At 67.9% G+C, this 23,864-nt stretch carries 16 protein-coding genes; 8 read left to right on the forward strand and 8 right to left on the reverse strand.

Features of this window, described 5'->3' with window-relative positions:
• Positions 1–639: 639 nt before the first annotated feature.
• The gene (locus tag BM113_RS07340) at positions 640–1,605 is read left to right on the forward strand and encodes a transcription initiation factor IIB (protein ID WP_089786684.1); all 966 of its coding nucleotides are present in this window, start codon (positions 640–642) and stop codon (positions 1,603–1,605) included.
• On the opposite strand, the gene BM113_RS22255 is transcribed toward BM113_RS07340, so the two are convergent.
• Positions 1,598–1,774, reverse strand: a complete 177-nt coding sequence (locus BM113_RS22255; protein WP_007142920.1) for a hypothetical protein — start codon at positions 1,772–1,774, stop codon at positions 1,598–1,600. The genes BM113_RS07340 and BM113_RS22255 overlap by 8 nt on opposite strands.
• A gap of 67 nt (positions 1,775–1,841) precedes the next feature.
• Entirely contained in the window at positions 1,842–3,569 is a 1,728-nt protein-coding gene (locus BM113_RS07345; RefSeq protein ID WP_089786686.1) for a methyl-accepting chemotaxis protein, read from the reverse strand.
• A 157-nt stretch (positions 3,570–3,726) separates the two neighbouring features.
• Here BM113_RS07345 and BM113_RS07350 point away from each other — a divergent pair, with 157 nt between their 5' ends.
• Entirely contained in the window at positions 3,727–5,682 is a 1,956-nt protein-coding gene (locus BM113_RS07350; protein ID WP_089786688.1) for a DEAD/DEAH box helicase, read from the forward strand.
• 188 nt (positions 5,683–5,870) lie between these two features.
• Complete coding sequence (locus BM113_RS07355; RefSeq protein ID WP_089786690.1) at positions 5,871–7,742, forward strand: helicase HerA domain-containing protein; 1,872 nt, start codon at positions 5,871–5,873, stop codon at positions 7,740–7,742.
• A 5-nt stretch (positions 7,743–7,747) separates the two neighbouring features.
• On the opposite strand, the gene BM113_RS07360 is transcribed toward BM113_RS07355, so the two are convergent.
• Complete coding sequence (locus BM113_RS07360; RefSeq protein WP_089786692.1) at positions 7,748–8,878, reverse strand: DegT/DnrJ/EryC1/StrS family aminotransferase; 1,131 nt, start codon at positions 8,876–8,878, stop codon at positions 7,748–7,750.
• Positions 8,879–9,148: 270 nt separating this feature from the next.
• On the opposite strand from BM113_RS07360, the gene BM113_RS07365 reads away from it, so the two are divergent.
• Both BM113_RS07365 and BM113_RS07370 read left to right on the forward strand, forming a co-directional pair.
• Positions 9,149–10,780 carry an alkaline phosphatase family protein gene (locus BM113_RS07365; protein ID WP_089786694.1) on the forward strand — a complete coding sequence of 544 codons (1,632 nt, stop codon included), beginning with the start codon at positions 9,149–9,151 and terminating at the stop codon, positions 10,778–10,780.
• A gap of 3 nt (positions 10,781–10,783) precedes the next feature.
• Positions 10,784–11,800, forward strand: a complete 1,017-nt coding sequence (locus BM113_RS07370) for a lipid II:glycine glycyltransferase FemX (RefSeq protein ID WP_089786696.1) — start codon at positions 10,784–10,786, stop codon at positions 11,798–11,800.
• A gap of 26 nt (positions 11,801–11,826) precedes the next feature.
• Here the strand turns inward: BM113_RS07370 and BM113_RS07375 are convergent, their stop codons facing one another.
• The gene (locus tag BM113_RS07375; protein WP_089786697.1) at positions 11,827–12,162 is read right to left on the reverse strand and encodes a helix-turn-helix domain-containing protein; all 336 of its coding nucleotides are present in this window, start codon (positions 12,160–12,162) and stop codon (positions 11,827–11,829) included.
• Positions 12,163–12,384: 222 nt separating this feature from the next.
• Between BM113_RS07375 and glmM the strand changes: the two genes are divergently transcribed.
• Positions 12,385–13,731 carry a phosphoglucosamine mutase gene (glmM, locus tag BM113_RS07380; protein WP_089786699.1) on the forward strand — a complete coding sequence of 449 codons (1,347 nt, stop codon included), beginning with the start codon at positions 12,385–12,387 and terminating at the stop codon, positions 13,729–13,731.
• Positions 13,732–13,947: 216 nt separating this feature from the next.
• Here the strand turns inward: glmM and BM113_RS07385 are convergent, their stop codons facing one another.
• Positions 13,948–14,157, reverse strand: coding sequence for a DUF7563 family protein (locus BM113_RS07385; RefSeq protein WP_007142911.1), 210 nt, complete (start codon positions 14,155–14,157; stop codon positions 13,948–13,950).
• 406 nt (positions 14,158–14,563) lie between these two features.
• Here BM113_RS07385 and glmU point away from each other — a divergent pair, with 406 nt between their 5' ends.
• Complete coding sequence (gene glmU, locus BM113_RS07390; protein WP_007142910.1) at positions 14,564–15,751, forward strand: bifunctional sugar-1-phosphate nucleotidylyltransferase/acetyltransferase; 1,188 nt, start codon at positions 14,564–14,566, stop codon at positions 15,749–15,751.
• Positions 15,752–16,030: 279 nt separating this feature from the next.
• Here the strand turns inward: glmU and glmS are convergent, their stop codons facing one another.
• Positions 16,031–17,845, reverse strand: a complete 1,815-nt coding sequence (gene glmS / locus BM113_RS07395) for a glutamine--fructose-6-phosphate transaminase (isomerizing) (protein ID WP_089786700.1) — start codon at positions 17,843–17,845, stop codon at positions 16,031–16,033.
• A gap of 925 nt (positions 17,846–18,770) precedes the next feature.
• On the opposite strand from glmS, the gene BM113_RS07400 reads away from it, so the two are divergent.
• A complete protein-coding gene (locus BM113_RS07400) occupies positions 18,771–18,956 on the forward strand; it encodes a DUF5786 family protein (protein WP_089786703.1) in 186 nt (61 codons plus the stop codon).
• 194 nt (positions 18,957–19,150) lie between these two features.
• Here BM113_RS07400 and BM113_RS07405 read toward each other — a convergent pair whose 3' ends face one another.
• Together BM113_RS07405 and BM113_RS07410 are read right to left on the reverse strand one after the other, a co-directional pair.
• Positions 19,151–19,981, reverse strand: a complete 831-nt coding sequence (locus BM113_RS07405) for a helix-turn-helix domain-containing protein (RefSeq protein WP_089786704.1) — start codon at positions 19,979–19,981, stop codon at positions 19,151–19,153.
• 378 nt (positions 19,982–20,359) lie between these two features.
• Complete coding sequence (locus tag BM113_RS07410; RefSeq protein WP_089786706.1) at positions 20,360–23,668, reverse strand: bacterio-opsin activator domain-containing protein; 3,309 nt, start codon at positions 23,666–23,668, stop codon at positions 20,360–20,362.
• Between the last annotated feature and the right edge of the window lie 196 nt (positions 23,669–23,864).

Raw genomic sequence — 23,864 nt, forward strand, 5'->3', positions numbered from 1 at the left:
GTACGTCCAAACGGCGATTCGCAGTCACGATTGACACACCAAGTTGTATACCAACGAAGACACTCTTAAGCACGGTCACGTTTCGCAACGGCTGCAAAGCCGGTACGGGACGGCTTCGATCCCCGTGACTCGAGGCGGGTCGCGGGCGGCGCGTACGGCGATCCGACCGGCCAGCCCCGGGCCGACGGTATCGACCGATTTGGGGAGCGTATCCGGGGCGTACTTCGGGCCGGACCGGCGGCCGCCGCCGGGCCCTCGAGGATCGGGGAGTGGGTCGGCAACGGGGCACTAGTCGAACGTTTGGCTCCAACGACATAAATTCGCGCCACGGTTCTGTCTCGAAAGCGATATTTACGGGATGAACGCTCGATTTACGGCGCCGGCGCCGTGGAACGATCGATACGATTCATGTCACGGCGTGGCATCCGAAGGGATGGGTCGAAGCGACCGGCGCACTCGCTTCGCCCGGAGACGACCGATGGGACACGGCGTCGGCGCGGGTTTCGAACGGTTCCGAACGAGCGGCGTCGGAACCCGTGCCGATTATTTTCTCTCTCAGGTGGCGTGCCGGTAAGTCGGGCTTTCCCACGAAACCATGTTACCCCCTTACAATGCCTGCAGGCTTTCAGAACGATACGGATGACACAGCCCATCATCGACCACGCGAGAAGCGAACATAGCAAGCAAAAACCCGAACGGGAGACGGAGCTGTGTCCCGAATGTGAGACCGACACAATCGTGCACGATCCGGACCGCAGCGAGCGCGTCTGCGAGCAGTGCGGGCTCGTCCTGACGGAAGATCCCATCGATTACGGCCCGGAATGGCGCGCATTCAACGCCCAGGAGCACGACGAACTGTCGCGCGTGGGCGCACCACTAACCCAGTCGATGCACGACCGCGGGCTGACGACGACGATCGACTGGCGAAACAAGGACGCAAACGGCCGCTCGATGTCCGCCGAAAAACACGGACAGATCCACCGGCTCCGGGTCTGGCAGGAGCGCATCCGGACGAAAAACGCCGGCGAGCGAAACCTCAAGTACGCCCTCTCGGAGATCGACCGCATGGTCAGCGCGCTCGGCGTCCCGAACCCGGTCAAGGAAACTGCAAGCGTCATCTACCGGCGCGCCCTCGAGCAGGATCTCATCCGCGGCCGATCGATCGAAGGCGTCGCCACCAGTGCGCTCTACACCGCCTGCCGCAAGGAGGACATCCCTCGCAGCCTCGAAGAGGTGACGGCCGTCTCGAGGGTCGACCAGCGCGAGATCGGTCGCACCTATCGCTACATCGCCGACGAACTCGACATCAACCTCGAGCCAACCAACCCGCGCCAGTTCGTGCCCCGGTTCTGTTCGGAACTGGACGTCGGCAAGGAGGTCGAGACGAAAGCCGTCGAAATCATCGAACAAACCACCGAGCAAGGGCTGCACTCGGGCAAGTCGCCAACGGGTTTCGCCGCGGCGGCGATCTACGCGGCCGGGTTACTCTGCGACGAGACGATCCCGCAGCGCGCGGTCGCGGAGACGGCACAGACGACCGTCGTCACGGTCAGAAACAGGTACCGGGAACAGCTGGACGCGATCGACCAGGCGCCGGCTACATGATCGACCGGTCGTCCGCCGAGTACACGTCCTCGTCGACCAGCGCGTGGAGGTTGTCGTACGGGACGAACGCCACGAGTTGATCCGTCTCGTCGTAGAGTTCGAACCCTTTTTCGCCCTGCTCGTACCGGTCACAGAGAATCTGCCCCTCCGGAAGGATGGCACGGTACATACGAGCGGATACGTCGGCCTCCCGCATATACTGTTCGCCGGTAGCGGTACCTGAGAGGTCGGCCGCGTCACCCCTCGACCGTAAAGGCCTCGAGCTGCCCGTTCAGTTCCGCGGCCGTCTGTGACAGCGACTCCGCCGCGCCGGCGATCTCCGAGACCGTCGCGGTCTGTTCCTCGGCGGCTGCCGCGACGCTGCTGGTCTCCTGGAGGGTCCGTTCGCTCTGTTCGGTCGCCTCGTCGACCATCGTCACGACGCCCTGGCTCGTCCGGGCCTGCTCGTCGGTCGCCTCGTTGATCGACTGCACGCCGTCGTTTGCCTCCTGTACCCGATCGGCGATCTCCTCGAGCACCTCGAGGCTCTCCTCGATCGTCTCGGCGCCGTCGACGACCTCGCGTTGCATCGTCTGGATCTCCTCGACCGCCTCCTGGGCCGACGCCTGGACGTCGGTTACCATCTCGTCGATCTCGCCGGTCGCGTCGCCGGTCTCCTCCGCGAGGGACTTGATCTCGCTGGCGACGACCGCGAACCGGCTCCCGTCGCCGGTCGCACGGGCGGCCTCGATCGAGGCGTTGACCGCGAGCAGGTTCGTCTCCTCGGCGATCTCGTCGATCAGGGTGACGACCTCCGTGACCGCGGTGAGTTCCTCGTCGAGGGCCTCGATCCGCTCGACGATCGCCTCGGTCCGTCGCTCGAGCCGATCGAGTTCCTCGATCGCGGCGCTCGCCGTTTCGCGGCCGGTACGGGCGCTGTCGGCTGCCTCCTCGGAGACGTCGGCGACTCCGTCCGCCGTCGACGCGATCTCCTCGATCGTCGCCGACAGGTCGCTCATCTCGTCGAGTACTTCCTCGAAACGGTCGTTCTGCTCGTCGGTCGCGACCGAGATCTCCTCGGCGGACTCGCTGACCTCCGCGCTCGCGTTCTCCATCTCGGCGACGCTCGTCGAGACCTCCGTCCCGACCTGGTCGACCTCGTCCGCCATCGTCTGGATCCGGTCGAGCGTGGCCGAGACGTCGTCGAGCATCGCGTTCAACCCGTCGGCGATCTCGACCATCGCCTCGTGGTCGCTTTCGAGGTCGACGCGGTGGGTGAAATCGCCCTCGGCACACCGCTCCAGGACGTCCCGGCACCGCTCGGCGTCGGCCTCGAGGGCGGCGTTGCGCTGTTCGACCTCCCGGCGCTGCTGTTCGATCTCCTCGCGACTCGCCTCGAGTTCGTCGATTCGTTCCTCGAGCCCGGTTCGCATCCGCTCGAGGGAGTCGCCGAACTCCCCGGGGACGTCCTCCTCGAGGACGTCGGCGTCGAACTCCTCGCGGGCGAGGGCGTCGGCCTGGTCGCCGACGGTGGTCAGGTAAGCGTGCATCGAGACGACGGACTGTTGCAGGTCGCCGACCTCGTCGTCCTGATCGGGTGCCGGCGGCTGGGTGTCCAGGTGGCCGTTCGCGATGTCGTCCGCGACGGCCTGGATCTCCTGCAGCGGTCGGATGATGTCCTCGCGGGCGATCAGCATCGTGTTGACGAACGCGACTACGGCGAGGAGGAACACGACACCGGTGAGCACGATCTGTGCGGTCGGGAACACGGAGAACGCTTCCCCCGGTCCGAGGAAAACGAGCGGAAGCGCGAAGACGGCGATCGTCCCGAGAAACTGCAGGACGACCGCCGCGATCATCTTCCGTTCGGCGCTTTCAGTGATTCCGAGGTGATCCATCATCCCCCAGAGGATCGCCTCGTACCGGCCGCGGAGCCCCCCCGCTCCGTCGGCGACGTCGACTCGGTCGCTCGAAACAGCTGCCATACCCAAGTAATCCGATGAACTACACTTAAGCGCGCTGGCTGTTTCCATCCGGTCGGAACCTGGCGGAAGACCCTGGCGTCCGAGCGACGCCGGCCGACTCCCGGCGGTCGGTCCCCGAGCGAAATGGGTTTACCCACACCGCCGTTACGGCCCGCCAGTGACCGACGAACGCTCCTCGTCCGCCGACGCCGGTAGCGACAGCCGGGACGACCCCGCCAGCACCGACGCGTCTGACGAACCCGGCGCAGACGTCGAATCGAACGGAGACGAGATCGACGCCTCGAGGCTCTCGCTCGACCGATTCCACGAGGCCTGTCAGGAGGCCGGACGACCCGTGCTGACCGCAGACGCCGTCGCCCGCAGCCTCGAGCGCTCCCAGGAAGCGGTCAGCGAAGACCTCGAGGCCCTCGCCGAGGCGGGTTCGGTCCAGCGGCTCTCCGTCTCGAACGACCCCGTCGTCTGGTACCCCTCGGAACTCGAGGATCTGACCCAGGAGGAACGGGTCGTCGTCTTCCCCAAGCGCCGCGAGATCGTCGTCGACAAGCCGACGCAGTTCACGCGCGCCCAGTTGTCCCAGTTCGCCCACCTCGCCGACGGGAACGGCGAGGAGGGATACCGCTACGTCGTGCGGCCGGAGGACGTCTGGCAGGCACCCCACGACGAGTTCGAGGCCCTCGCCCGGACGATGCGCCAGGCGCTGGGCCAGCGCTCGGCGGAACTCGAGGAGTGGGTCCGCAGCCAGTGGGAGCGGGCCCGCCAGTTCCGGCTGTACACCCACGAGGACGGCTACACCGTGCTCGAGGCCCAGACCCCCGAGGTCATGGGCAACGTCGCCCGCCAGAAGCTAGAGGAGGAACACGTCCACGCGCCCATCTCGGACACCGAGGACTGGGTTCGGGAGGGGGCCGAAGCGGCGATCAAACGGATCCTCTACGAGGCGGGCTACCCCGTCCAGGACCACCGCGACCTGGACGCCGGCGACGCGCTCGAGGTGGCCCTCGAGGTCTCGCTGCGTGACTACCAGCGGACCTGGGTCGACCGGTTCGCCGAGGCCGGCGAAGGGGTCTTCGTCGGCCCGCCGGGCAGCGGCAAGACCGTCGCCGCGATGGGTGCGATGGCCGAGGTCGGCGGCGAGACGCTCGTGCTCGTCCCCAGTCGGGACCTCGCGCGCCAGTGGGCCGACGCCGTCGTCGAGTACACCAGTCTCGGCCCCCACCAGGTGGGCCAGTACCACGGCGGACAGAAGAACGTCCGCCCGGTGACGATCGCGACCTACCAGATCGCCGGCATGGACCGCCACCGCTCGCTGTTCGACGACCGCGAGTGGGGGCTCGTGATCTTCGACGAGTGCCAGCACGTCCCCTCGGACGTCTACCGGCGCAGCACCCACCTCCAGTCCCAGCACCGCCTCGGGTTGAGCGCGAGTCCGATCCGGGAGGACGACCGACAGACGGAGATCTTCACGCTGGTCGGCCCGCCGATCGGCACCGACTGGCAGGCGCTGTTCGATGCCGGCTTCGTCGCCGAGCCCGAACTCGAGATCCGGTACGTGCCGTGGGGCGACGACGAGCAGCGAAACGCCTACGCCTCCGCGGAGGGCCAGGAGAAGTACCGGATCGCCGCACGCAACCGCGGGAAGATCGACGAGGTCCGGTACCTGCTGGCCGACCACCACGACGCGAAGGCGCTGGTCTTCGTCGACTACCTCGAGCAGGGACGGGAACTCTCGGAGGCGCTCGACACTCCCTTCCTCAGCGGCGAGACTCCTCACCACGAGCGCCGGCGGTTGCTCGAGGAGTTCCGTCGGAACGAGCGCGACCTGCTGATCGTCTCCCGGGTCGGCGACGAGGGGATCGACCTCCCGACCGCGGACCTGGCGATCGTCGCCTCGGGGCTGGGCGGGTCACGGCGACAGGGCACCCAGCGGGCCGGCCGGACGATGCGTCCCGCGGGGGGCGCGCTCGTCTACGTGCTCGCGACCCGGGGCAGCCGCGAGGAGGAGTTCGCGCGACGCCAGCTCCAACATCTGGGTCGGAAGGGGATGACGGTTCGCGAGCGGACAGTGGATCGAGAACCGGACGGGGAGGACGCGGACTCGGGCGAAGCGACCTGATCGGACGCCGTCGACCTCCAGGTGCGGAACCGTCGCGTCGCTCCGCCGACCGCTCGAGCCCCGGACTCGAGGCCAATATTCAAGGTACCACGATCGGACTGTACGGATAGCATGAACGACGCGGTCGCGAGCGAACGCGTACGCGAGGGCGCGACGGCTCTCGAGGTCGAGGGAGAGGTGAGCGAGCGGTGAGCGACGACAGCGACCAACAGCGCGAGATCCTCGTCGGCGAGACCGACGACGGCGACGACCTCTACCTGCCGGTCGTCGAGTTGCTGACCGGACGCGGGTTCGTGACCGGCAAGTCCGGCTCCGGGAAGTCGAACACGGCCTCCGTCATCGCGGAAGAACTGCTCGAGGCCGGCTTTCCCCTGCTGATCGTCGACACCGACGGCGAGTACTACGGGCTCAAAGAGGAGTACGAGATGCTCCATGCGGGGGCCGACGAGGAGTGTGACATCCAGATCGGTCCCGAACACGCGGAGCAGATGGCCGAACTCGCCTTGGAGGAGAACGTCCCGATCATCCTGGACGTCTCGGGCTATCTCGACGAGGACGTCGCGGACGAACTGCTGCGCAAGATCGCGCGCCAGCTGTTCGTCAAGGAGAAGAAGCTCAAGAAACCGTTCCTGCTGGTCGTCGAGGAGGTCCACGAGTACATCCCCGAGGGCGGGGGCGTCGGCGAGACCGGGAACCTCCTGATCAAGATCAGCAAGCGCGGCCGGAAACACGGGCTCGGCATTCTGGGCATCAGCCAGCGGCCCGCTGACGTCAAGAAGGACTTCATCACCCAGGCCAACTGGCTGGTCTGGCACCGGCTGACCTGGAACAACGACACGAAAGTCGTCGGCCGGATCATCGACACCGAGTACTCGGAACTGGTCTCCGACCTGAACGACGGCCAGGCGTTCGTCCAGACCGACTGGACCGACGTCGAGGTCCGCAAGGTGCAGTTCCGCCGCAAGCGGACCTTCGACGCCGGCGCGACCCCCGGCTTGGACGACTTCGAGCGACCCGACCTCAAGTCGGTCTCGGACTCCCTGGTCGGCGACCTCGAGAAGATCTCCGAACGGAAGGAACGCGAACAGGACCGCATCAACGAACTCGAGAACGAACTCGAGAAGAAAGAAAAGCGGATCGAGACCCTCGAGGACGAACTCGAGTCGGCCCGCGACGTCTCCTCGGCGGCGAGACAGATGGCCGACGCGCTGACGCGGCCGGAGACGTTCCAGACGCAGTTGCCCGACGAGAGCGCGGCCGGTGCCGGGGCCGGGCCCGGTAGCGAGGACGTCCGGCAGCTTCACGAGGAGATCGTCGATCTCGAGACCGAACGGGACGAACTCGAGGAGAAGCTGGCGGACCGGGAAGACCGGATCGAGAAGCTCGAACTGCAGGTCGAGTCCCGGGCCGACGCGATGGAACGGCTCCGCGAGGAGAACGAGGGGCTGCGGGAGCGGGTCCGGAGACTCAAAGAGCGGATCGATTCCGGTTCCGGTTCCGATCCCGATCCCGATCCCGTCTCGGATCGCGAGACCGGGTCGGCCGCCGACTCCGAAGCCGCCCCCGAGACCGACGACGCGATCGTCCAGGCCGGCGGCGATCCGGTGGAGTTCGGCTACACGGACCCAGGGTCGGCTCCGGACGGCAACTCGGCCGAGACCGAAATACGAACGGCTGGTGAGGGGTCGGCCGGGGCCACAGCCGGGTCGGAGGGCGACGACGGCACGGCGGTCGACGGCGACTCCGGACTCGTCGTCGCGACCGACCAGGAGTCGCTGGCGGATCGCCTCGAGTCGACCCCGCTTGGCGAACGGCTCGAGGCGGCGAGCGAGCGATCCCAGTGTACGGTCGAGACCGCCGGGCGGGTGCTCGGCGTCCTCGCGCGGGACGAGCCCCTCGAGACGGAAGCCATCGCCGAGCGGGTCGAGCGGTCGCCGGTCGCGGTCCAGGGGCTGCTCTCGGAACTGCGGACGGAGGCGGTACTCGATCGCCGGGACGAACGCTCCTACCTGCTCGAGGACGACGTCAGGTCGACGCTGCTTTCGGTCGAGAACGACTGATCGGCCTACCGGCGCAGTCGGTCGCCGAGGGCCGCGATCCTCCCCGGTTCGATTTCCTGGTGGACGGGGAGCGTGACGATCTCACGGGAGAGCCGTGTCGCCGTCTCGTACTCCGGATCCTCGAGGACCTCGTCCGAGAGTCGCGGCCAGGTGTGGGCGCCGATCCCGGCGGTCTCGAGTTCCGCGAGAAACGCGTCCGGACGGGCGGCCCGGACCGGAAACGCCTGCGGGCAGATCCCTCGCGGCAGCGAGTCGTAGACCGGTTCGAGATCGGCTCGCCCGCCGAGGACGTCCAGCCACGCGCGGTAGTTCGCCCGGCGAGCGGTTCGTATCTTCTCGGGGTCGGAATCCTCGACGATCCGCATCGAGAGTTTCGACATCCGTACTTTCGCACGCTCGTAACGGGCTTTCGGGCCGCCGACCGCCGGTGCGTCGCCGTCCCCCCGTTCGGCCAGAATAGCCTCGACCGAGTGTCTGAGCATCGCGTTCGACTCGAGCAGGTCGCCGACGAACGACTTGAGCACGAACCGGCAGTCGGCGGCGCCGAGTCCGTCACGAACGCCCGCGAGATCGGATGGATCGTACCCCTCACGCACGTCGTCGCCGGTGAGATAGAGGATCGCCCCGTTCGGGACCGGCAGGAGCTTCCAGAGGCTCGTGATCCCGAGGTCGCCGAGGGTGCCGAGGAGCCGTCCCTCGGAGCGGCTGATCGGTGCGTGTGCGTTGTCGTCGACGTGGTACCAGCCCCGGTCGGCGGCGATCGCCGCCACCTCCTCGAGGCCGGGCTGGGGGAACCCGAAGTAGTCGACCGACACCACCGCGCCGGTGTTGCCGTCGGCGCGGCCCTCGATGTCAGCGAAGTCGGGTGCGAGCGTCGATCGGACGGCGTAGTACCGCGGCTCGAGGCCGAGTTCGTACAGCGGTTCGACGACGCCGTCCGGCAGGTACGCCGGGAGGAGGACGTTCTGTCCGGCCTCGAGTACGCCCGCCAGCCCGTCCCGGAGCGCGACCTTGCCCGACCCGTAGTAGGTGAACGCCCGCGCGTGGCGATCGAAAAACGAGTCGAGGCCGGCGGGCCGGCCGTGACGGCGTCGCGATAGCGCCTCGACGGTCAGCGACGGCACGTCGTCGATCATCCCTGCGAACGGCCGAGGGATCCGGCATCGCTCCCCGCGCTCGTGGTGGTCGGTGTGCTATGCATGGCGGATTCACCGTTTCCGGGCGCGTCCTTAGTGATTCGGCGGATACGGGTTCCGGGTCCGCGACAGTCCGCGCTTACAGGGCGAACGCGGAACGGGGACGGGCAGGGCGGCGTTCGACGCGGGTTCGACGCCGCTCCGGAAGAGCCGGCTTACACGGCGCAAAACACTCGCATAACAAAGCGGTGACGGGTAAACCGCTGGCCTATGACGGAGACGACCGGCGACACCGACCTCGAACTGCTCGTCGTCGGACTCGATGCCGGCTGTCGGCCCGTGCTCGAGCCGCTGTTCGACTCGGGGGCGGTGCCGACGCTACGGCAGTTGATCGAGTCCGGCACGGACGGGCCGCTCGAGTCACAGATCCCGCCGTGGACGGCGAGCGCCTGGCCGTCGCTGTACACCGGGAAGAATCCCGGAAAACACGGTGTCTACGACTTTCTCGCGTTCGACGGCTACGACTGGGACGTGGTGAACTCGACGCACGTTCGGGAACGGCCCGTGTGGGAACTGTTGGACGAACACGGCTACACGAGCGTCGTCGTCAATCTCCCAGTCACCCACCCCGCGAGGCCGTTCGACGGTGCGTTGATTCCCGGAATGACCGCACCCGAGGACCCCGACTGTCACCCCCAGGGCGTCCTCGAGGACGTCGAGATCGCCTGCGGCGGCTACCGGATCTACCCCCAGAGCGGTCCGGAGGCAAACGGGTCGATCGAGTCGTACGAGCGCACTGCCGAGAAACGCGGGAAGGCGTTTCGCTACCTCTGTCGGCGGATGGAACCGGAGTTCGGCTTTCTGCAGTTCCAGATCACCGACTCCGTCTTCCACGAGCGGCCCGGGGACGGGAAGGCGATCCGGGCCGTCTACGAGGCGGTCGACCGACAGATCGAACGGACTCTCGAGGAGACCGAGCCCGACAACGTCCTGATCGTCAGCGACCACGGGATGGGGGAGATGACGGGCCACGAGTTCCGGATCAACGAGTTCCTGCGCGATGGCGGCTATCTGACCGGCACCGAGGACGGCGGCGGCATGCCCAACTGGTCGAAGAGCTGGGAGAACGACCTCCTCGAGGGCGAGGAGGCCGGCGAACACGAGGAGAGCCTGCCGGAAAAAGCGTTGAACGTCGCTGCCCGGTTCGGCCTCACTACACAGCGCGTGGCCGCGGCGCTCGATCGCGTCGGCCTGAAAGAGCCGATCGGCACGCGCGTCCCGAACGACCTTATCCGGGCCGCGAGCGAAGGGGTCGACTTCCCCGAGTCGCGTGTCTACATGCGCTCGAAGAGCGAACTCGGGCTCCGGATCAACCTCGAGGGCCGGGAACCCGACGGTCGAGTGCCCGAATCCGAGTACGAGCGGGTCCGCGAGGAAGTGATCGACGAACTATCGGCGGTCCGGACGCCCGACGGCGAGCCGATGTTCGACGCCGTCGTACCCCGCGAGAGGTACTTCGAGGGCCCCCACGTCGACAAAGCACCCGACATCGTGACGGTGCCCGCCGACTTCGACAACGCCCTCGCCGCCGACCTCGGCACGGAGCAGTTCGGCGAGCCGATGGAGCCGTGGAACCACAAGCGAACCGGAATCGTCGCCGCGAGGGGGCCGGCCTTCGACGAGGACGTGCCTCTCGAGGAGGCCGGGGCGACGATTTTCGACGTCGCGCCGACGATCTGTGCGCTGTTCGACGTGCCGATCGACGCGGCGATGGACGGCCGACCGCTGCCGATCGTCGACCCGGGAGCTGAAGCGGAGTACCCCGCCTACGAGCCGGAGCCGGTGACCGCGACCGACGATCGCGTCGTCGAGGACCGCCTCTCCGATCTCGGCTACCTCTAACCAATGAGTATCGAAGTCACGACGCTCGATCCGTGGACCGACGCCGACGAGTGGAACCGCTACGTCGAACGCTCCGACGGGACGAACCCGTTTTTTCGCGCCGAGGCGCTGCGACTGCAGGCCGACGACACCGGAACGACGCCGCACCTGCTTGCGGGGTTCAAGGGCCAGGAGGCCGTCGGTCTCCTGCCGATCTTCGAGTACAATCGCGGTCCCATTACCGGCGCGTTCTCCCCGGCCCCCCGATCGTGGTCCTGTTATCTCGGTCCCGCGACGCTGAACGTCGACAAACTGAAACGACGCAAGGCCGACCGGCGAGTCAGGCGCTTCCTCGAGGGGGCGATCGAGTGGATCGAGCGGGAAATCTCGCCGGTCTACACCAAGATCGTGGCCGCGGAGTTCGAGGACGTGCGGCCGTTCGTCTGGAACGACTTCGACGTCCAGCCGGGGTACACGTACGTCGTCGACCTCGCCGACGCCGGCGACGAGGAGGAACTGGCGAAGCGGTTCAGCAGCGACGCCCGGAGCAACGTGCGCAACGCCGACGAGGACGCCTATGTCGTCGAGGAAGGGGACAACGAGGACGTGGGTGAGATCGTCGATCAGGTCGCCCGGCGATACGAGAGTCAGGGCCAGTCGTTCCACCTGAGTCCAGAGTTCGCCCGGGCGGCCCACGCGACGCTGCCGGACGGTTCGATCCGGCCCTACGTCTGTCGCGTCGACGGCGACACCGTCGGCGGCATTCTGGTCGTCGAGTCGGACACCACCCGGTACCGGTGGCAGGGCGGGGTCAAGCCCGACGTCGACGTCGACCTGGCGATCAACGACCTGCTGGACTGGCACGTCATGCGTGACGGCCTCCGGGAAGGGCTCGAGCGGTACGACCTCGTCGGGGCCGGCGTCCCGAGCATCAACCGGTACAAGGCGAAGTTCAATCCGGGCCTCGAGACGAATTACACGATCACCTCGGGCGCGTTCGGCCTCGATCTGCTCGTCGACCGGTATCGGAAACTGCGGTAGCGGCCGGTTTCACTTCGATTACTCGTTCACTCCGGAATCCAGTACTTCGACTGGCGTGCATCCTCGAGACAGACACGGCTGGCGACCAGTTCCTGCCCCTCGAGTTTGTCGAGCGCGTACCGGACGGTCCGGGAACAGAGCCGTGACTCGCCGGCGATCTCCTCCTGGGTCAGCGATCCCTCGTACTCGAGAACCTTGTAGACGAGTTTGGCGCTGGGCGGGAGTTCGGTGACGGCGGCTTCGGCGTTCGGGTTCGGATCGAGATCTGGTTCGTGCTCGAGGTCCGGGTCGGGTTCGGTTCGGGTCCCGGACTCGGCCTCGGAATCGACGTCGGAGTCGGAATCGCGGTCGGTAGCGCTCATACGATCGTACCGAATCGTACGCCGGTCAGCGGTATATACGATCCAGACGGTTCAGAAATCTAGGGATGTACTAATCCCGTTCGAACGGTCCGCCTCCGCCGCCGGATCGGCATCGCTCGCTCCCGACCGTTCGGCGGCGATCGACCGACGCCGTCGGGTGCTCGAGCGCGCCCGAACGGTAGTCCCCGCATAGTAAGGGCGTGGCCCCCGTCACCGACGGGTATGTTCGGAACCAGCGGGATTCGCGGAACCGTCGGCGAAGACGTGACGGCAGCCCTCGCACTGTCCGTCGGGCGGGCAGTCGCCTCCGAGGGGTACGACACCGTCGTCGTCGGGCGGGACGTCCGCGAGAGCGGATCCGTCCTCGTCGACGCCGTCGCGGCCGGCCTCCGGGAGTGTGGCGCGGACGTCGTCGAGGTCGGCGTCGAGTCGACCCCGACGATCGCACGCTCGATCGCGGCGCTCGAGGCCGACGCTGGGGTCGTGGTCACGGCCTCGCACAACCCGGCGACGGACAACGGGATCAAACTCTGGACGCCGTCCGGGAAGGCGTTCGGCCCCGAGCAGCGGGAGGCGATCGAACGCCGCGTTCGCGAGGACGACTACGACCTCGCACGGTGGGACGGGCTCGGCGACCGCCGGGAGCACGGCCGCGCGCGGAACGCTCACGCCGAACGGATCGCCGACGCGGTCTCGCTCGAGCGGACGCCCTCGGTCGTCGTCGACCTCGGCAACGGGGCCGGCGCGGTCACCCCCGACGTACTGGACGACCTGGGCTGTGACGTCCAGACGCTGAACGGACAGCCCGACGGTTCCTTCCCCGGGCGGCCCAGCGAGCCGACCGCCGAGACGCTCGAAACGCTGTCGACGGTCGTTGCAAACACCGACGCGGAGCTGGGGATCGCCCACGACGGCGACGCCGATCGAACCCTCGCGGTCGACGAGACGGGAACGTTCGTCCCCAAGGACGCGCTGCTTGCCCTGTTCGCTCGAGCGGCGGTCCGCGAGCACGGCGAGCGAGGGGTCGACGTCGCCGCGCCCGTCGACACGAGCCTGGCGGTCGACGACGCGGTGGCGGACGTCGGCGCGTCGGTGATCCGGACCAGGGTCGGCGACGTCTACGTCGCGGAGCGGACGACCGACGATGGAGTCGTCTTCGGCGGCGAGCCGAGCGGCGCCTGGATCTGGCCCGAGGAGAGTCGCTGTCCCGACGGGCCGCTCGCGGCGGCGAAACTGGTCGAACTCGTCGCGAACCGGGGGCCGCTATCGGAACTCGTCGGAGAGATCGAGCGGTATCCGATTCGGCGGACGTCGCTCGAGGTGGAGGACAAGGCGGCGGTCGTGGCGGCGGTTCGCTCCCGCCTGACCGACCGGTACGACGAGGTCGACACGCTGGACGGCGTTCGTGTCGAGACGGAGGACGGCTGGTTCCTGGTTCGCGCCAGCGGGACCGAACCCCTCGTTCGGATCACGGCTGAGGCCCGATCGGAGGCGGCCGTCGATCGGGTGTTCGACGAGGCGAGCGAGGCGGTCGAGGAAGCGATCGATCGGGTCGCAGCGGGCGGGTGATACGGATTACTGTAACCATGTACCGGCGCAACCGTGACCCGGGCGGCGGTTGCGCCGGAAATGACTTACAGTGAACCGTACGAGGCCGGCGAGCCGACGGCGACCGATGGGACGGGTGCGCCGCGGTGTCGATCGGGTTCGAGGCCGCGGCCGAAGCCGAGATCGGGGAGCCCCCGTTCCCCGAGTCGGACGACCGGACCGGCGACCGAACGTGGCTTATCGGGCTTCCTTGGGAATGAAGTCGGAGGTCTTCATCTCGCGGTAGGTCGCACACTCCGGACAGGCGTGAACGACGTCGCGATTGTCCCCGAAGACCCTGGCGAACTGTCGCGTGACCTGGTTCCCGCAGTTGACACACCGGGGGGCGCTCGTCTGTTCTCGAGACGTCATCGGCGTCCACTTGGCGTCGGATGGTTCCGTCGACATCACCAACGCGTTGCCACAGAAGGGTATTTACTATAGACTGCATAACTCCGTTCCTCGAAGTTAGTCTCGGATTTAGACCGGGTGATCGGCCCGTCCATACCACCTCGCTACCTCGCCGTCTCGCCCGGTTCCCCGCCGGAAATTCAGTATTTCTTACCGGTAATAGGTCGTTTATGGGCCGGTTATGGGGTCGCGATCGGTGCGGTTCCGTCGCGAGCGACGAACCGGTCCGGTTCTCGAGAGCCGTGGCGGATCGATCGGCTCCGGTTGACCCGTTCCGGTAGCCTCCGACCGGTACGCCACTTCATCCGAATCGAGGGACGGGGATGGCGTCGCCCCGCGTTCGGGGCGCGTACGACGGGTAGATGCTGCATATTTATCCCCGGAATCGCCGTACGTTGGCGTCATGAAAGCTGTCGTTCTCGCGGCGGGTAAGGGAACGCGGATTCGACCGCTCTCGGAAACCGTGCCGAAACCGATGCTGCCGGTCGCCGACCGGCCGCTGGCCGCCCACGCCGTCGACGCGGCGATCGGTGCCGGGGCCGACGAGGTCGTCCTCGTCGTCGGGTACGAGGCCGACGTCGTCCGGAACTACTTCGGCGACTCGTACCGCGACGTCCCCGTGTCCTACGCCGTCCAGACCGAACAGAACGGGACGGCGGACGCCGTCGACGCGGTCCGCAGAGCAGGGCTGCTCGAGGGACCGTTCGCCGTCCTCAACGGCGACAACCTCTACGACCCCGCGGCGATCGAACGGCTCTTCGAGCGGGCGCCGGCGGTCGGTGCCGTCGAAGTCGAGAATCCCCGCAACTACGGCGTGCTCAGCACCGACGACGGGACGATATCGGGTATCGTCGAGAAACCCGACGATCCGCCGACGAACCTCGCGAACGCGGGCGCGTACGCCTTCCCCGCGAAGGCCCGCGAGTGGCTCGAGGTGCCGGCAAGCGAACGCGGCGAACGCGAGATCACGGACGTACTCGCGCGGGTCATCGAGGAGTTCGCCGTCACGCCTGTCACCGTCGATCGCTGGATGGACGTCGGCCGCCCCTGGGAACTGCTCGAGGCCAACGAGTGGAAGATCCGCGAACTCGACCGGCGGATCGACGGCGAGGTGAGCGACTCGGCCCACCTCGAGGGCGACGTGGTCGTCGAGGCGGGCGCGACGGTGAAACCGGGCGTCGTGATCGAGGGGCCGGCGCTGATCCGGTCGGGCGCGACGGTCGGGCCCAACGCCTACGTCAGGGGTGCGACGCTGATCGGCGAGAACGCGTCGGTCGGCAACGCCGTCGAGATCAAAAACAGCGTCCTCTCGGCGGGGACGTCGGTCAGCCACCTCTCGTACGTCGGGGATAGCGTCCTCGGTCGCGACGTCAACTTCGGCGCGGGGACGACCGTCGCGAACCTCCGCCACGACGACGCGGACGTGAAGTTCACCGTGAAAGGCGACCGCGTTTCGACCGGCCGCCGGAAGTTCGGCGTCGTCGCCGGCGACGGCGTCAAGACGGGGATCAACACCAGTCTTACGCCCGGCCTGCGACTCGACGCCGGGGCGACGACGCGTCCGGGCGAGACGGTCGACCGGGATCGGTAGCCCGGATCCGGACGTATCAGGTGCGGTATTTATAGCGAATCGGATCGGTTTTCAGCGTGGGGGGTGACGATCGGTAGCACGCGTTGTGCGACCGCCGAAGCCCTCCGGTTGCGCCCGAGAACGCAACCTCGCCGAGCGCGAGTCGTTTCCGACCGACGCCGTCCGGACGGGGGCTACGGGGGTGGCTTCGCGTCCCGCGGCCTCGGGGCCGCACTCGGCGACCGGCGTCCCTGTTCGTTCGTCTCGAAGAAAAGGGGGATCGGGACCGTCGCGCGGACACTACTCGACTGTAACGCTTTTCGCCAGGTTCCGCGGCTTGTCGATCGGTCGTCCGAGGAGGTCGGCCGCGTAGTACGAGACCAGCTGGAGCTGTACGTTCGCGAACAGGCCCGCGAGGTCGGAGTCGACGTCCGGGATCTCGAGGTGGTCGTCGGCGACCTCGACCGCGCGGTGGTCCGCCGGACAGACCGCGATCACCGGCGCGCCGCGGGTCTGGGCCTCCTCCGCGTTTTTCAGCGTCTTCTCGTCCTCTTCCCCGGTGAAGATCGCGAACACGGGTGTCTCGGGGGTCACCAGCGCGAGGGGCCCGTGTTTGAGTTCCCCGGAGGCGAAGCCTTCGGCGTGTTCGTAGGTGATCTCCTTGAACTTCAGCGCACCCTCGAGCGCGACGGGGAAGCCGAGCCCGCGACCGATGAAGAAGAACGCCTCGCTGTCGAGGTAGTGGCGGGCGACGGCGTCGGCCTCGGAGGTTTCGAGCAGGTCGTCGATCCCTTCGGGCATCCGGGCGAGATCCGGCAGAAGCGACTCGAGGTCGGCGGGCACCTCGCCGCGGGTGTCGTCGGCGATCCGCTGGGCCAGCAGGACGAGCATGACCGCCTGCGAGGAGAACGTCTTGGTCGCCGCGACGCCGATCTCGGGGCCGGCCCGGATGAACAGCGCGTCGTCGGCCTCGCGGGCGGCGGTCGACCCCACGACGTTCGTGACCGTGAGCGTGTCCGCGCCGTGGCGTTTGGCGCGTCGAAGCGCGCTCAGGGTGTCGGCCGTCTCGCCGCTCTGGGAGACGGCGATGACCAGCGTGTCGTCGTCGACCGGCGGCGCGGCGACACTGTACTCGTTCGCCAGCAGCGCCGTCGCCTGTACTCCGGCGCTGTTCAGGGCGAGCGAGCCGTACAGCGCGGCGTGGTACGAGGTTCCGCAGGCGACCAGCTGGACGCTGTCGACGCCCTCGAAGGTTCCGGGGTCGAACCCCTCGAGCGAGATCCGTTCCGCCTCGGGGTCGATGCGGCCCTCAATTGCCTGGGCCAGCGAGGTCGGCTGCTCGTGGATCTCCTTGAGCATGAAGTGGTCGTACTCGCCCTTCCCGGCCTGTTCGGGGTCCCAGTCGACGGTCTCGGGTGTCCTGTCGATCGGCTCGCCCTCGAGGTTCGTGAACTCGATCCCGTCCTCCTCGACGACGACCACGTCACCGTCCTCGAGGTAGACGACGCTGTCGGTGTACTCGAGGAAAGCGGGCACGTCGCTGGCGAGGAAGAACTCGTCGTCCTCGATGCCGACGACGAGCGGCGACCCCTTCCGGGCGGCATAGAGGACGTGTTCGCCGGAGAGCATCGCCGCGACGGCGTAGCTGCCCTCGAGTTCGTCGATCGCGCGGCGGAACGCGGCCTCGTTGTCCAGTCCCCGGTCCAGGTAGTACTGGATCAGGTGGGGGATGACCTCCGTATCGGTGTCGCTGGTGAACTCGTGGCCGCGCTCGCGGAGCCAGGACTTGAGTTCGGCGTAGTTCTCGATGATGCCGTTGTGGACCACGGCGACGTCTGTCGTCCCGTCAGTGTGCGGGTGGGCGTTCTCGTCCGTAGGTGGCCCGTGGGTACTCCAGCGGGTGTGACCGATCCCGACCTCGCCCTCGAGGCTCTCGTCGGTGACGGCGTCTTTCAGTTCGTCGACCTTGCCGGAGCGTTTCTGGACGGCGATCCCGGAGCCGTTCTGGACCGCGACACCCGCCGAATCGTAGCCACGGTACTCGAGGTTCTCGAGTCCGGTCAGCAGCGTCTCGAGAGCGTTGCCATCGCCGACGTGACCGATGATTCCACACATGTCCGATCACCTGGTGTCCGTTTCCGGGCCGGTTCGGGAGGCGAGGCGACCGTCGGATGCGCGGCCGTTCGTCCGCAGCGGACGTGCGCCGGGAGGCGAACGATCCCCCGCCGAGCGCCCGCCCGAGAGCGTTCTTCGAGCGACGAAGCAGTACGTGGACATGATAGATACGGAAGCAATCCTGGCCCATTACTATAGATAGGCTACCGCGGCCGGTAGCGTCGGGGTAATTCGTTCGAGATAGTTTGCGGCTAATCCGACTCGAGATGCGGGAGAACGGACCGATCACACTTATTGACAGGACGTTCGTCCACCATATATCGAAATACCGTGAAGATCCACCATCCCGTGGCGTCAGTAGTGGGGTATGTCAACCGAACACCCCTGAAACCGGAGGGTACAGGTCATAAACGGAGGCCGGGCTGTCGATCGACGTCCCACGATCGAGGCGTCGTTCCTGCCCCCGGTTTCGGCGCTCCGCCACGGGGTCGACGACCCCAGCAGCCCGATAACAGCGGCGTACACCACCGAATCCGGGCGGCTCTCGGATCTACCGATTCCGGCCGGTATCGACGCTCGAGTCGACCGGCCGGTCGGTACAGCAAGCGACGATCCTCTCGCCGAAAAGCAACGGCTTATCGTTCCCATGCAGTACGTTTCGCGCCGATTACGCCGTCCGGAGCGGCGTTCTGGAACCCCCGTTCGCCCGCTCGGTTCGGGGCCGTGAGGCCGACACCGGACGGAGCGTCGAGGACGAGATCGTCGCCCCGATCTCGCCCCGACGGGGGCGAGTACAGTTCGAGAAGACAACCGTCTCGAGTGCGGTTCGGCGGCGACGGTTCCCGTTGGCGCGATTACAGTGGGACGGTGTCGCGGAGAGGTCCCGAACCGCCACACCTTTGAACGACCTTGCCGTTGTACGGGTATGGGTTTTGGTAGCTACGACGAATCCGAACAACAGCAGCAGACGGCCGACGACGACGAAGACGTCGAAGCTGTCAACGTCCACGAGAACGACCACGACGGCGAGATGTCCTTCGAATCCGACGCCTCGACCGACGAACTGGTCTCGCAGCTCGGGGCGATGAAAGACGACGACGGCGAGGACTGACCGGCCAGCGTCCCTCGGTCGGTATTCGAGCTCGAGTTCACGTTCGAGTTCGAATTCAAATTCAGGGCTCGAAACTCGAAACTCGAAACTCGAGGGTCGAGGGTCGAGGGCTGAGCTTCACGGCGATCATGTTTTCTCTTCGTGTGCACCGAACGAACCAGCGACAGCACTGGGGCCTCCTCTACCGTGAGAAATCAGGACAGCGTCGCGCCACAGAGCTGGCCGATCGCCCGCCGGAGCCGCTGTGAGACCGCCGACTTCGAGACACCGATCCGGTCGGCAAGCTCGTCCTGGGAGATCCCCCGCGGCACGTCGAAGTACCCCTCCTCGTAGGCGGTCAGGAGCAGGTCCTGCTGTTTCTCGGTCAGCGCGACGACGCCGTCGTCGCCGTCGTCCGAGACCCGCAAATGGTCGACCGTCACGGAGACGCCCCGCTCGTCACAGTCGGCGTTGAACGCGACGAGGTCGTCCCGGCTCGGGAACCGGAACTGCACGCACCAGCCGTCCCCGTCGCGGCAACTCGAGAGTTCGAGCAGGTGTGCCCCCACCTCGGCAGCCCGGTCGACGAACGTGACCGTGCCCTCGGCGACCGCGACGCGATAGACGCGTCCCTCGCTGTGTCGGTCGAGCAGGACGGGGTCCGCGATGGTCGGATCGGTCTCGAGGGCGGCCTCGAACTCGCAAAATGCGGTACCTCGGACGGTCAGGAACACGAGCGTTCGGCCGTCGACGGCCGTCCAGTACTCGGGTTCGACCGTGACCTCCGGCGTTCGCCGCAGCGTCGGCCGCAGGAAGAGATCGGGGTGATCGAGCCGGAGTTGGGCGACGACGCCCCCGTCGGCCCGGGATCGGACGGCGCTGTGGTCGGAACTGCGTTCCTGTTCGCGTTCGTGTTGGTGTTGTTCGTACTCCCGCTCGGATTCCGACTCCGGTTGCGGTCCACGGCCGGACCGCTCGCGTTCGTGCTCCCCGTGTTCCGGCTCCGGCTCACCTTCGTTTTCGGCGTCGGCCACGTCGATGCTCACGATTCGATCCCTCCGACCCACGGATCGTCGCTGTAATCGCTCGTTACCGGGAACGCGCTCATCGAATAGACGATTCGACGCCGAACGTATGGTCGTGGCCGCTATACAGGCAACCATCAAAAAATCTGATATCAATACCTATTCATCGGTCCATTCTCGATTACGTTGGCACCGGCAAGAAAAACGAAGTTTCTCCGCTCGTCGATGGTCTCAGTCGTGGCGATCTCCCGGTAACAGCGTACTACTCGCGTCCCAGCCGATCGGTCGAGTCCGGCCGACGTGGGCCCCTGGAATCGAACCGAAGCGGTCACCACCGGTCACGGTCTGCGCGCTCGAGTCGAGTAAATCCGCTATTGGGCCCGCGACGTTCGCCCGGGCTCATTCGGGCGCACTGAACCGCTCGTCGAACAGCAGTTCGAACAGTTTCCCCTCGGCCAGCCGGAGGTGCCGGCTGAAGGTCGGCTGGGAGACCCCCAGCGACTCGGCGACTTCCTCGCCGGTACTCTCCCGCGGCCAGGCGAAAAAGCCGCCGTAATAGGCGCTCTCGAGGGTCCTGAGCTGCCGTTCCGAGAGTCGATCCCGGAGTTCGGCCTCGAAAGGACGTGTCGTCCGCGTGGCCCGGTCGCGCTCGCGGCGTGCGACGAGTTCCGTCCCCGGGTACGCGCGCTCGAGCGCGTCGAGGAACGACCTGACCTCGAGCGTCCGCGAGAGTTCGATCACCAGCCGGACCCGGTCGTCGACCGCCCGTGCCGAGCGCAACACCCCGCCGTGGGTCGCGATCCGCTCCGCGACGGTCGCGCCGGCGAACTCGAGTTCGACGAGTTGCGAGCGGGCGTCTTCGGCATCGTCCCCGACCAGCTCGACCGACTCGAGGTCGGACACGGAGTCGGCGGCCGACTGGAGGGGGTCGTCCTCGGTGGCCGCGTTTTCGTTTCCGTTCCCGGCCTCGGTCGCCGCCGCATCATCCGCCGGCGCGATCGCGCAGTAGACGGTCGCTCCCCCCGAGGACCGCGGGACGACGGCTCGTACGTCGACCCGCCGGCCGACCCGCCGGACGAACGCCGCGAACGGTTCCGAGTCGTCCCGGAACACGACCTCGAGTTCGACGACGCCGTCCGCCAGCAGCGCGCGTTCGCGCTCGAGCGAGCCGATCGCGTACGCCGCGACCCGGGCGAGGAAGCCGACGATACGCCGGAGCCGGTCGCCGAAGGCCCCGGATCGCTCGGCGTACGCGGTGACCGTTCCGTACCGGAACTCGTCCCGATCGTGAGAGAGCGGGACGCTCAGCGCCGACCGGAAGCCGGCCTCGCGGGCACGACGGCGTTCGCCGTTGGAGTCGTCGGGGTCGGTGGCCGCGTCCGCAGCGGTCCCGGTCGGCGCAGCCTCGAGGTCGTCGACGACCGTCGCCTCGCCCCGGGCCGCCGTTCGACCCGTCGGGTCCGGGGCCTCCCGATCGACGGGAAGCTCGAGCCCGTCCAGCAGATCGGCAACATCGCGGCCGGCCCGGGCCCGCGGTGTGACGGTCCCGCTGCCAGCGTCGACGCCGCCGACCCAGACGACCGCCGTCGCGCCGCCTGGCCCGTCGGTTTCCCGTCGGCTCCCGTCGCCGAGTTCGACGAGCCCCTCACACAGTCGCCGTTCGACCCCCTCGCGGCTCCGCGCCTCGAGCAGTGACCGTGCGAGGTCCCGGGCGTCGGCTTCCAGGGTCAACTCGCGCTCGAGTCGCGAGCGGTCCCGCCGACAGGTCCGCAGGCTCGACTCCCGGGCGAACCCCGCGAGCGCCATCGCGGCTCCGTCCGCGATGGCTTCGACCGCCTCCCGGTCGCGGTCCCGATCGAGGGACTCGAAGGCCAGCGGTTCCGGGCTCGTCGCGAGCGCGACGGCCGCGTCGCCGACGGGTACGACCAGTGCGCGCTCGGCGTCGATCCCCGCCGCCGCGAGGAAGTCGCCGACCTCGTCTCTATCGACGGCCGTCGGTCCCGTGCGGTCCTCGAACAGCGCGACTCCATCGTCGCTCAGCCGGTCTCGATCGATGGGCGGCGGCTCGAGCGACGGGCTCGGGCCAGCCGTCTCGATCGCAGCCGGGCTGTACCGGTCCTCGTCGGCGCGGTACCAGACCGCGAGGTCGGCCTCGGTGCGCTCGAGCAGCGTCTCGAGGACCGTCCGCCGGACGCTCGCGGCGGTCTCGGCCCGCTCTATCGCGGTGAGCGCGCGGCGAGCGGCCGACAGTGCGCCCGCGCCGGAACGCCTCCGATCCCGGACGACACAGAGGGTTCGATCCCGGCCGGGCTCCCGGAGCGGGGCCACGTAGACGTCGACCGGCACGCCGTCCTCGACCGCGAGTTCACCCCGGACCGGTTCCATCCACCGTACGATCGACGACTGCGCTCGCTCGCGGACGGCGGCGGCGAGATCGTCGTCGAACAGCCGCGCAACCTCGTGCCCGACGAGGTCGTCCTGGCCATAGCGGTCGGCCAGCGCCCGGTTTGCGAGTTCGATGGTCCCGTCGTCGACGACTGCGATCCCGTCCTCGAGCGCGTCGATGGCAGATTCGAGGACCGCGAGCCGGTCCGATTCGCCGGTTTCGCCGTCGTGTCGCTCTCGAGCGAGGACGGTGAGGCCGCCGTTCGCGGCCGCCTCATCCTCCCGGGCCGGCGCTGCCGACACCGCGAACGTCGTCGACCCGTCCTCGTCGGAAACGGTCGCCTCGAAGCGCGTGCTCGAGGCGGACGCGACCGCCTCCCGGAGTTCGCGGCCGAATTCTTCCCGGAGTTCCCCCCGGAGGACGTCCCAGAGGACTCGTCCCGGTTCCGGGTCGTCCGCGAACAACCGCCCTGCAGCCGCGTTCGCCCAGCGGAGTTCCCAGTCCGGGCCGACCGCGAACAGCGGCTCCTCGAGGCGATCGATCGCGTCGCGAACGTCCGACGGGGCAGTCGCACCCGGAAGCGCCGCCGTCGCGACGACCCCCTCGAGAGCGGGATCCTCGAGCCGGTTGGCCAGCGTCAGCGTCGCGACGCGCCACTCGCCGTCGACGCTGCCGATCCGGACTGCGAGCCGGTCCGTCGCGCCGAACGGTCCGTTCGCGATCCCTTCGAGCGCCTCCCGGAGGGTCGGTCGATCGTCCGGGTGGAGCAGCCGCTCGAGCGGCGTCCGCTCGAGTTCGCCCGGCGCGTACCCGAACCGATCCTCGACGGCCGTGCTCGCGTACGTGACGGTACCGTCGGCCTCCAAGAGCCAGATCGGCGCGTCGGCACTCTCCATGAGAGCGCGGTGGCGTCGGTCGGCCGCCCGCTCGGCGCGACGGCGACACTCGGCGACGTGTCCCACTCGGGCCGCGAGAACGTCCGCGGAGGCGTCGGGGGAGACGACATCGGTCGCGCCGGCCTCGAGCGCGCGTTCGGCCGCGCCGTCGTCGGTCACCGCGACGATGGGAACGCCGTCGGCGGTCGACTCGAGCAGTTCCTGGCCGGTCTCACCGGGAAACTCACAGAGGGCACAGTGGACGTCCTCCCGGTCCAGCCGCTCGCGTGCCTCCTCGAGCGTTCTCGCGCGCACCACTGCGGCGGGGACCAGTTCGGCGGCGAGCGCGTCGGCCGTCGCGTCGATCCGGGGCGAGTCGCCCGCGACGAGCACGCGCAGGGCGTCGCCGACGACGGTCGCTCCGCCGGGGTCGCCGCGTCCGTTCATCCGTGTCTCACCAGTAACGCTCCCACCGCCGAACGACGTGGATCTCCGGGGACCGCGGCCGACCGAGAACGAAGGCCGTGCGGTGGGTCGCGGTACGACGGCGTACGCCGGGCACGCGGTTAATTATCACACTCGTACCTCGCAGTAAGACGGCGTTTCCCACCGCGTGGAGACCGGTCGGGGCCCGATCCCGACT

Source organism: Natronobacterium haloterrestre (assembly GCF_900112205.1).
Taxonomy (GTDB): Archaea; Halobacteriota; Halobacteria; order Halobacteriales; family Natrialbaceae; genus Natronobacterium; species Natronobacterium haloterrestre.

Bases quoted from the DNA above. Each gene is read 5' to 3' on its own strand.
- BM113_RS07340 (WP_089786684.1), top strand. From the start codon at position 640: ATGACACAGCCCATCATCGACCACGCGAGAAGCGAACATAGCAAGCAA.
- BM113_RS22255 (WP_007142920.1), bottom strand. From the start codon at position 1,774: ATGTACCGTGCCATCCTTCCGGAGGGGCAGATTCTCTGTGACCGGTAC.
- BM113_RS07345 (WP_089786686.1), bottom strand. From the start codon at position 3,569: ATGGCAGCTGTTTCGAGCGACCGAGTCGACGTCGCCGACGGAGCGGGG.
- BM113_RS07360 (WP_089786692.1), bottom strand. From the start codon at position 8,878: ATGATCGACGACGTGCCGTCGCTGACCGTCGAGGCGCTATCGCGACGC.
- BM113_RS07365 (WP_089786694.1), top strand. From the start codon at position 9,149: ATGACGGAGACGACCGGCGACACCGACCTCGAACTGCTCGTCGTCGGA.
- BM113_RS07370 (WP_089786696.1), top strand. From the start codon at position 10,784: ATGAGTATCGAAGTCACGACGCTCGATCCGTGGACCGACGCCGACGAG.
- BM113_RS07375 (WP_089786697.1), bottom strand. From the start codon at position 12,162: ATGAGCGCTACCGACCGCGATTCCGACTCCGACGTCGATTCCGAGGCC.
- glmM (WP_089786699.1), top strand. From the start codon at position 12,385: ATGTTCGGAACCAGCGGGATTCGCGGAACCGTCGGCGAAGACGTGACG.
- BM113_RS07385 (WP_007142911.1), bottom strand. From the start codon at position 14,157: ATGTCGACGGAACCATCCGACGCCAAGTGGACGCCGATGACGTCTCGA.
- glmU (WP_007142910.1), top strand. From the start codon at position 14,564: ATGAAAGCTGTCGTTCTCGCGGCGGGTAAGGGAACGCGGATTCGACCG.
- glmS (WP_089786700.1), bottom strand. From the start codon at position 17,845: ATGTGTGGAATCATCGGTCACGTCGGCGATGGCAACGCTCTCGAGACG.
- BM113_RS07400 (WP_089786703.1), top strand. From the start codon at position 18,771: ATGGGTTTTGGTAGCTACGACGAATCCGAACAACAGCAGCAGACGGCC.
- BM113_RS07410 (WP_089786706.1), bottom strand. From the start codon at position 23,668: ATGAACGGACGCGGCGACCCCGGCGGAGCGACCGTCGTCGGCGACGCC.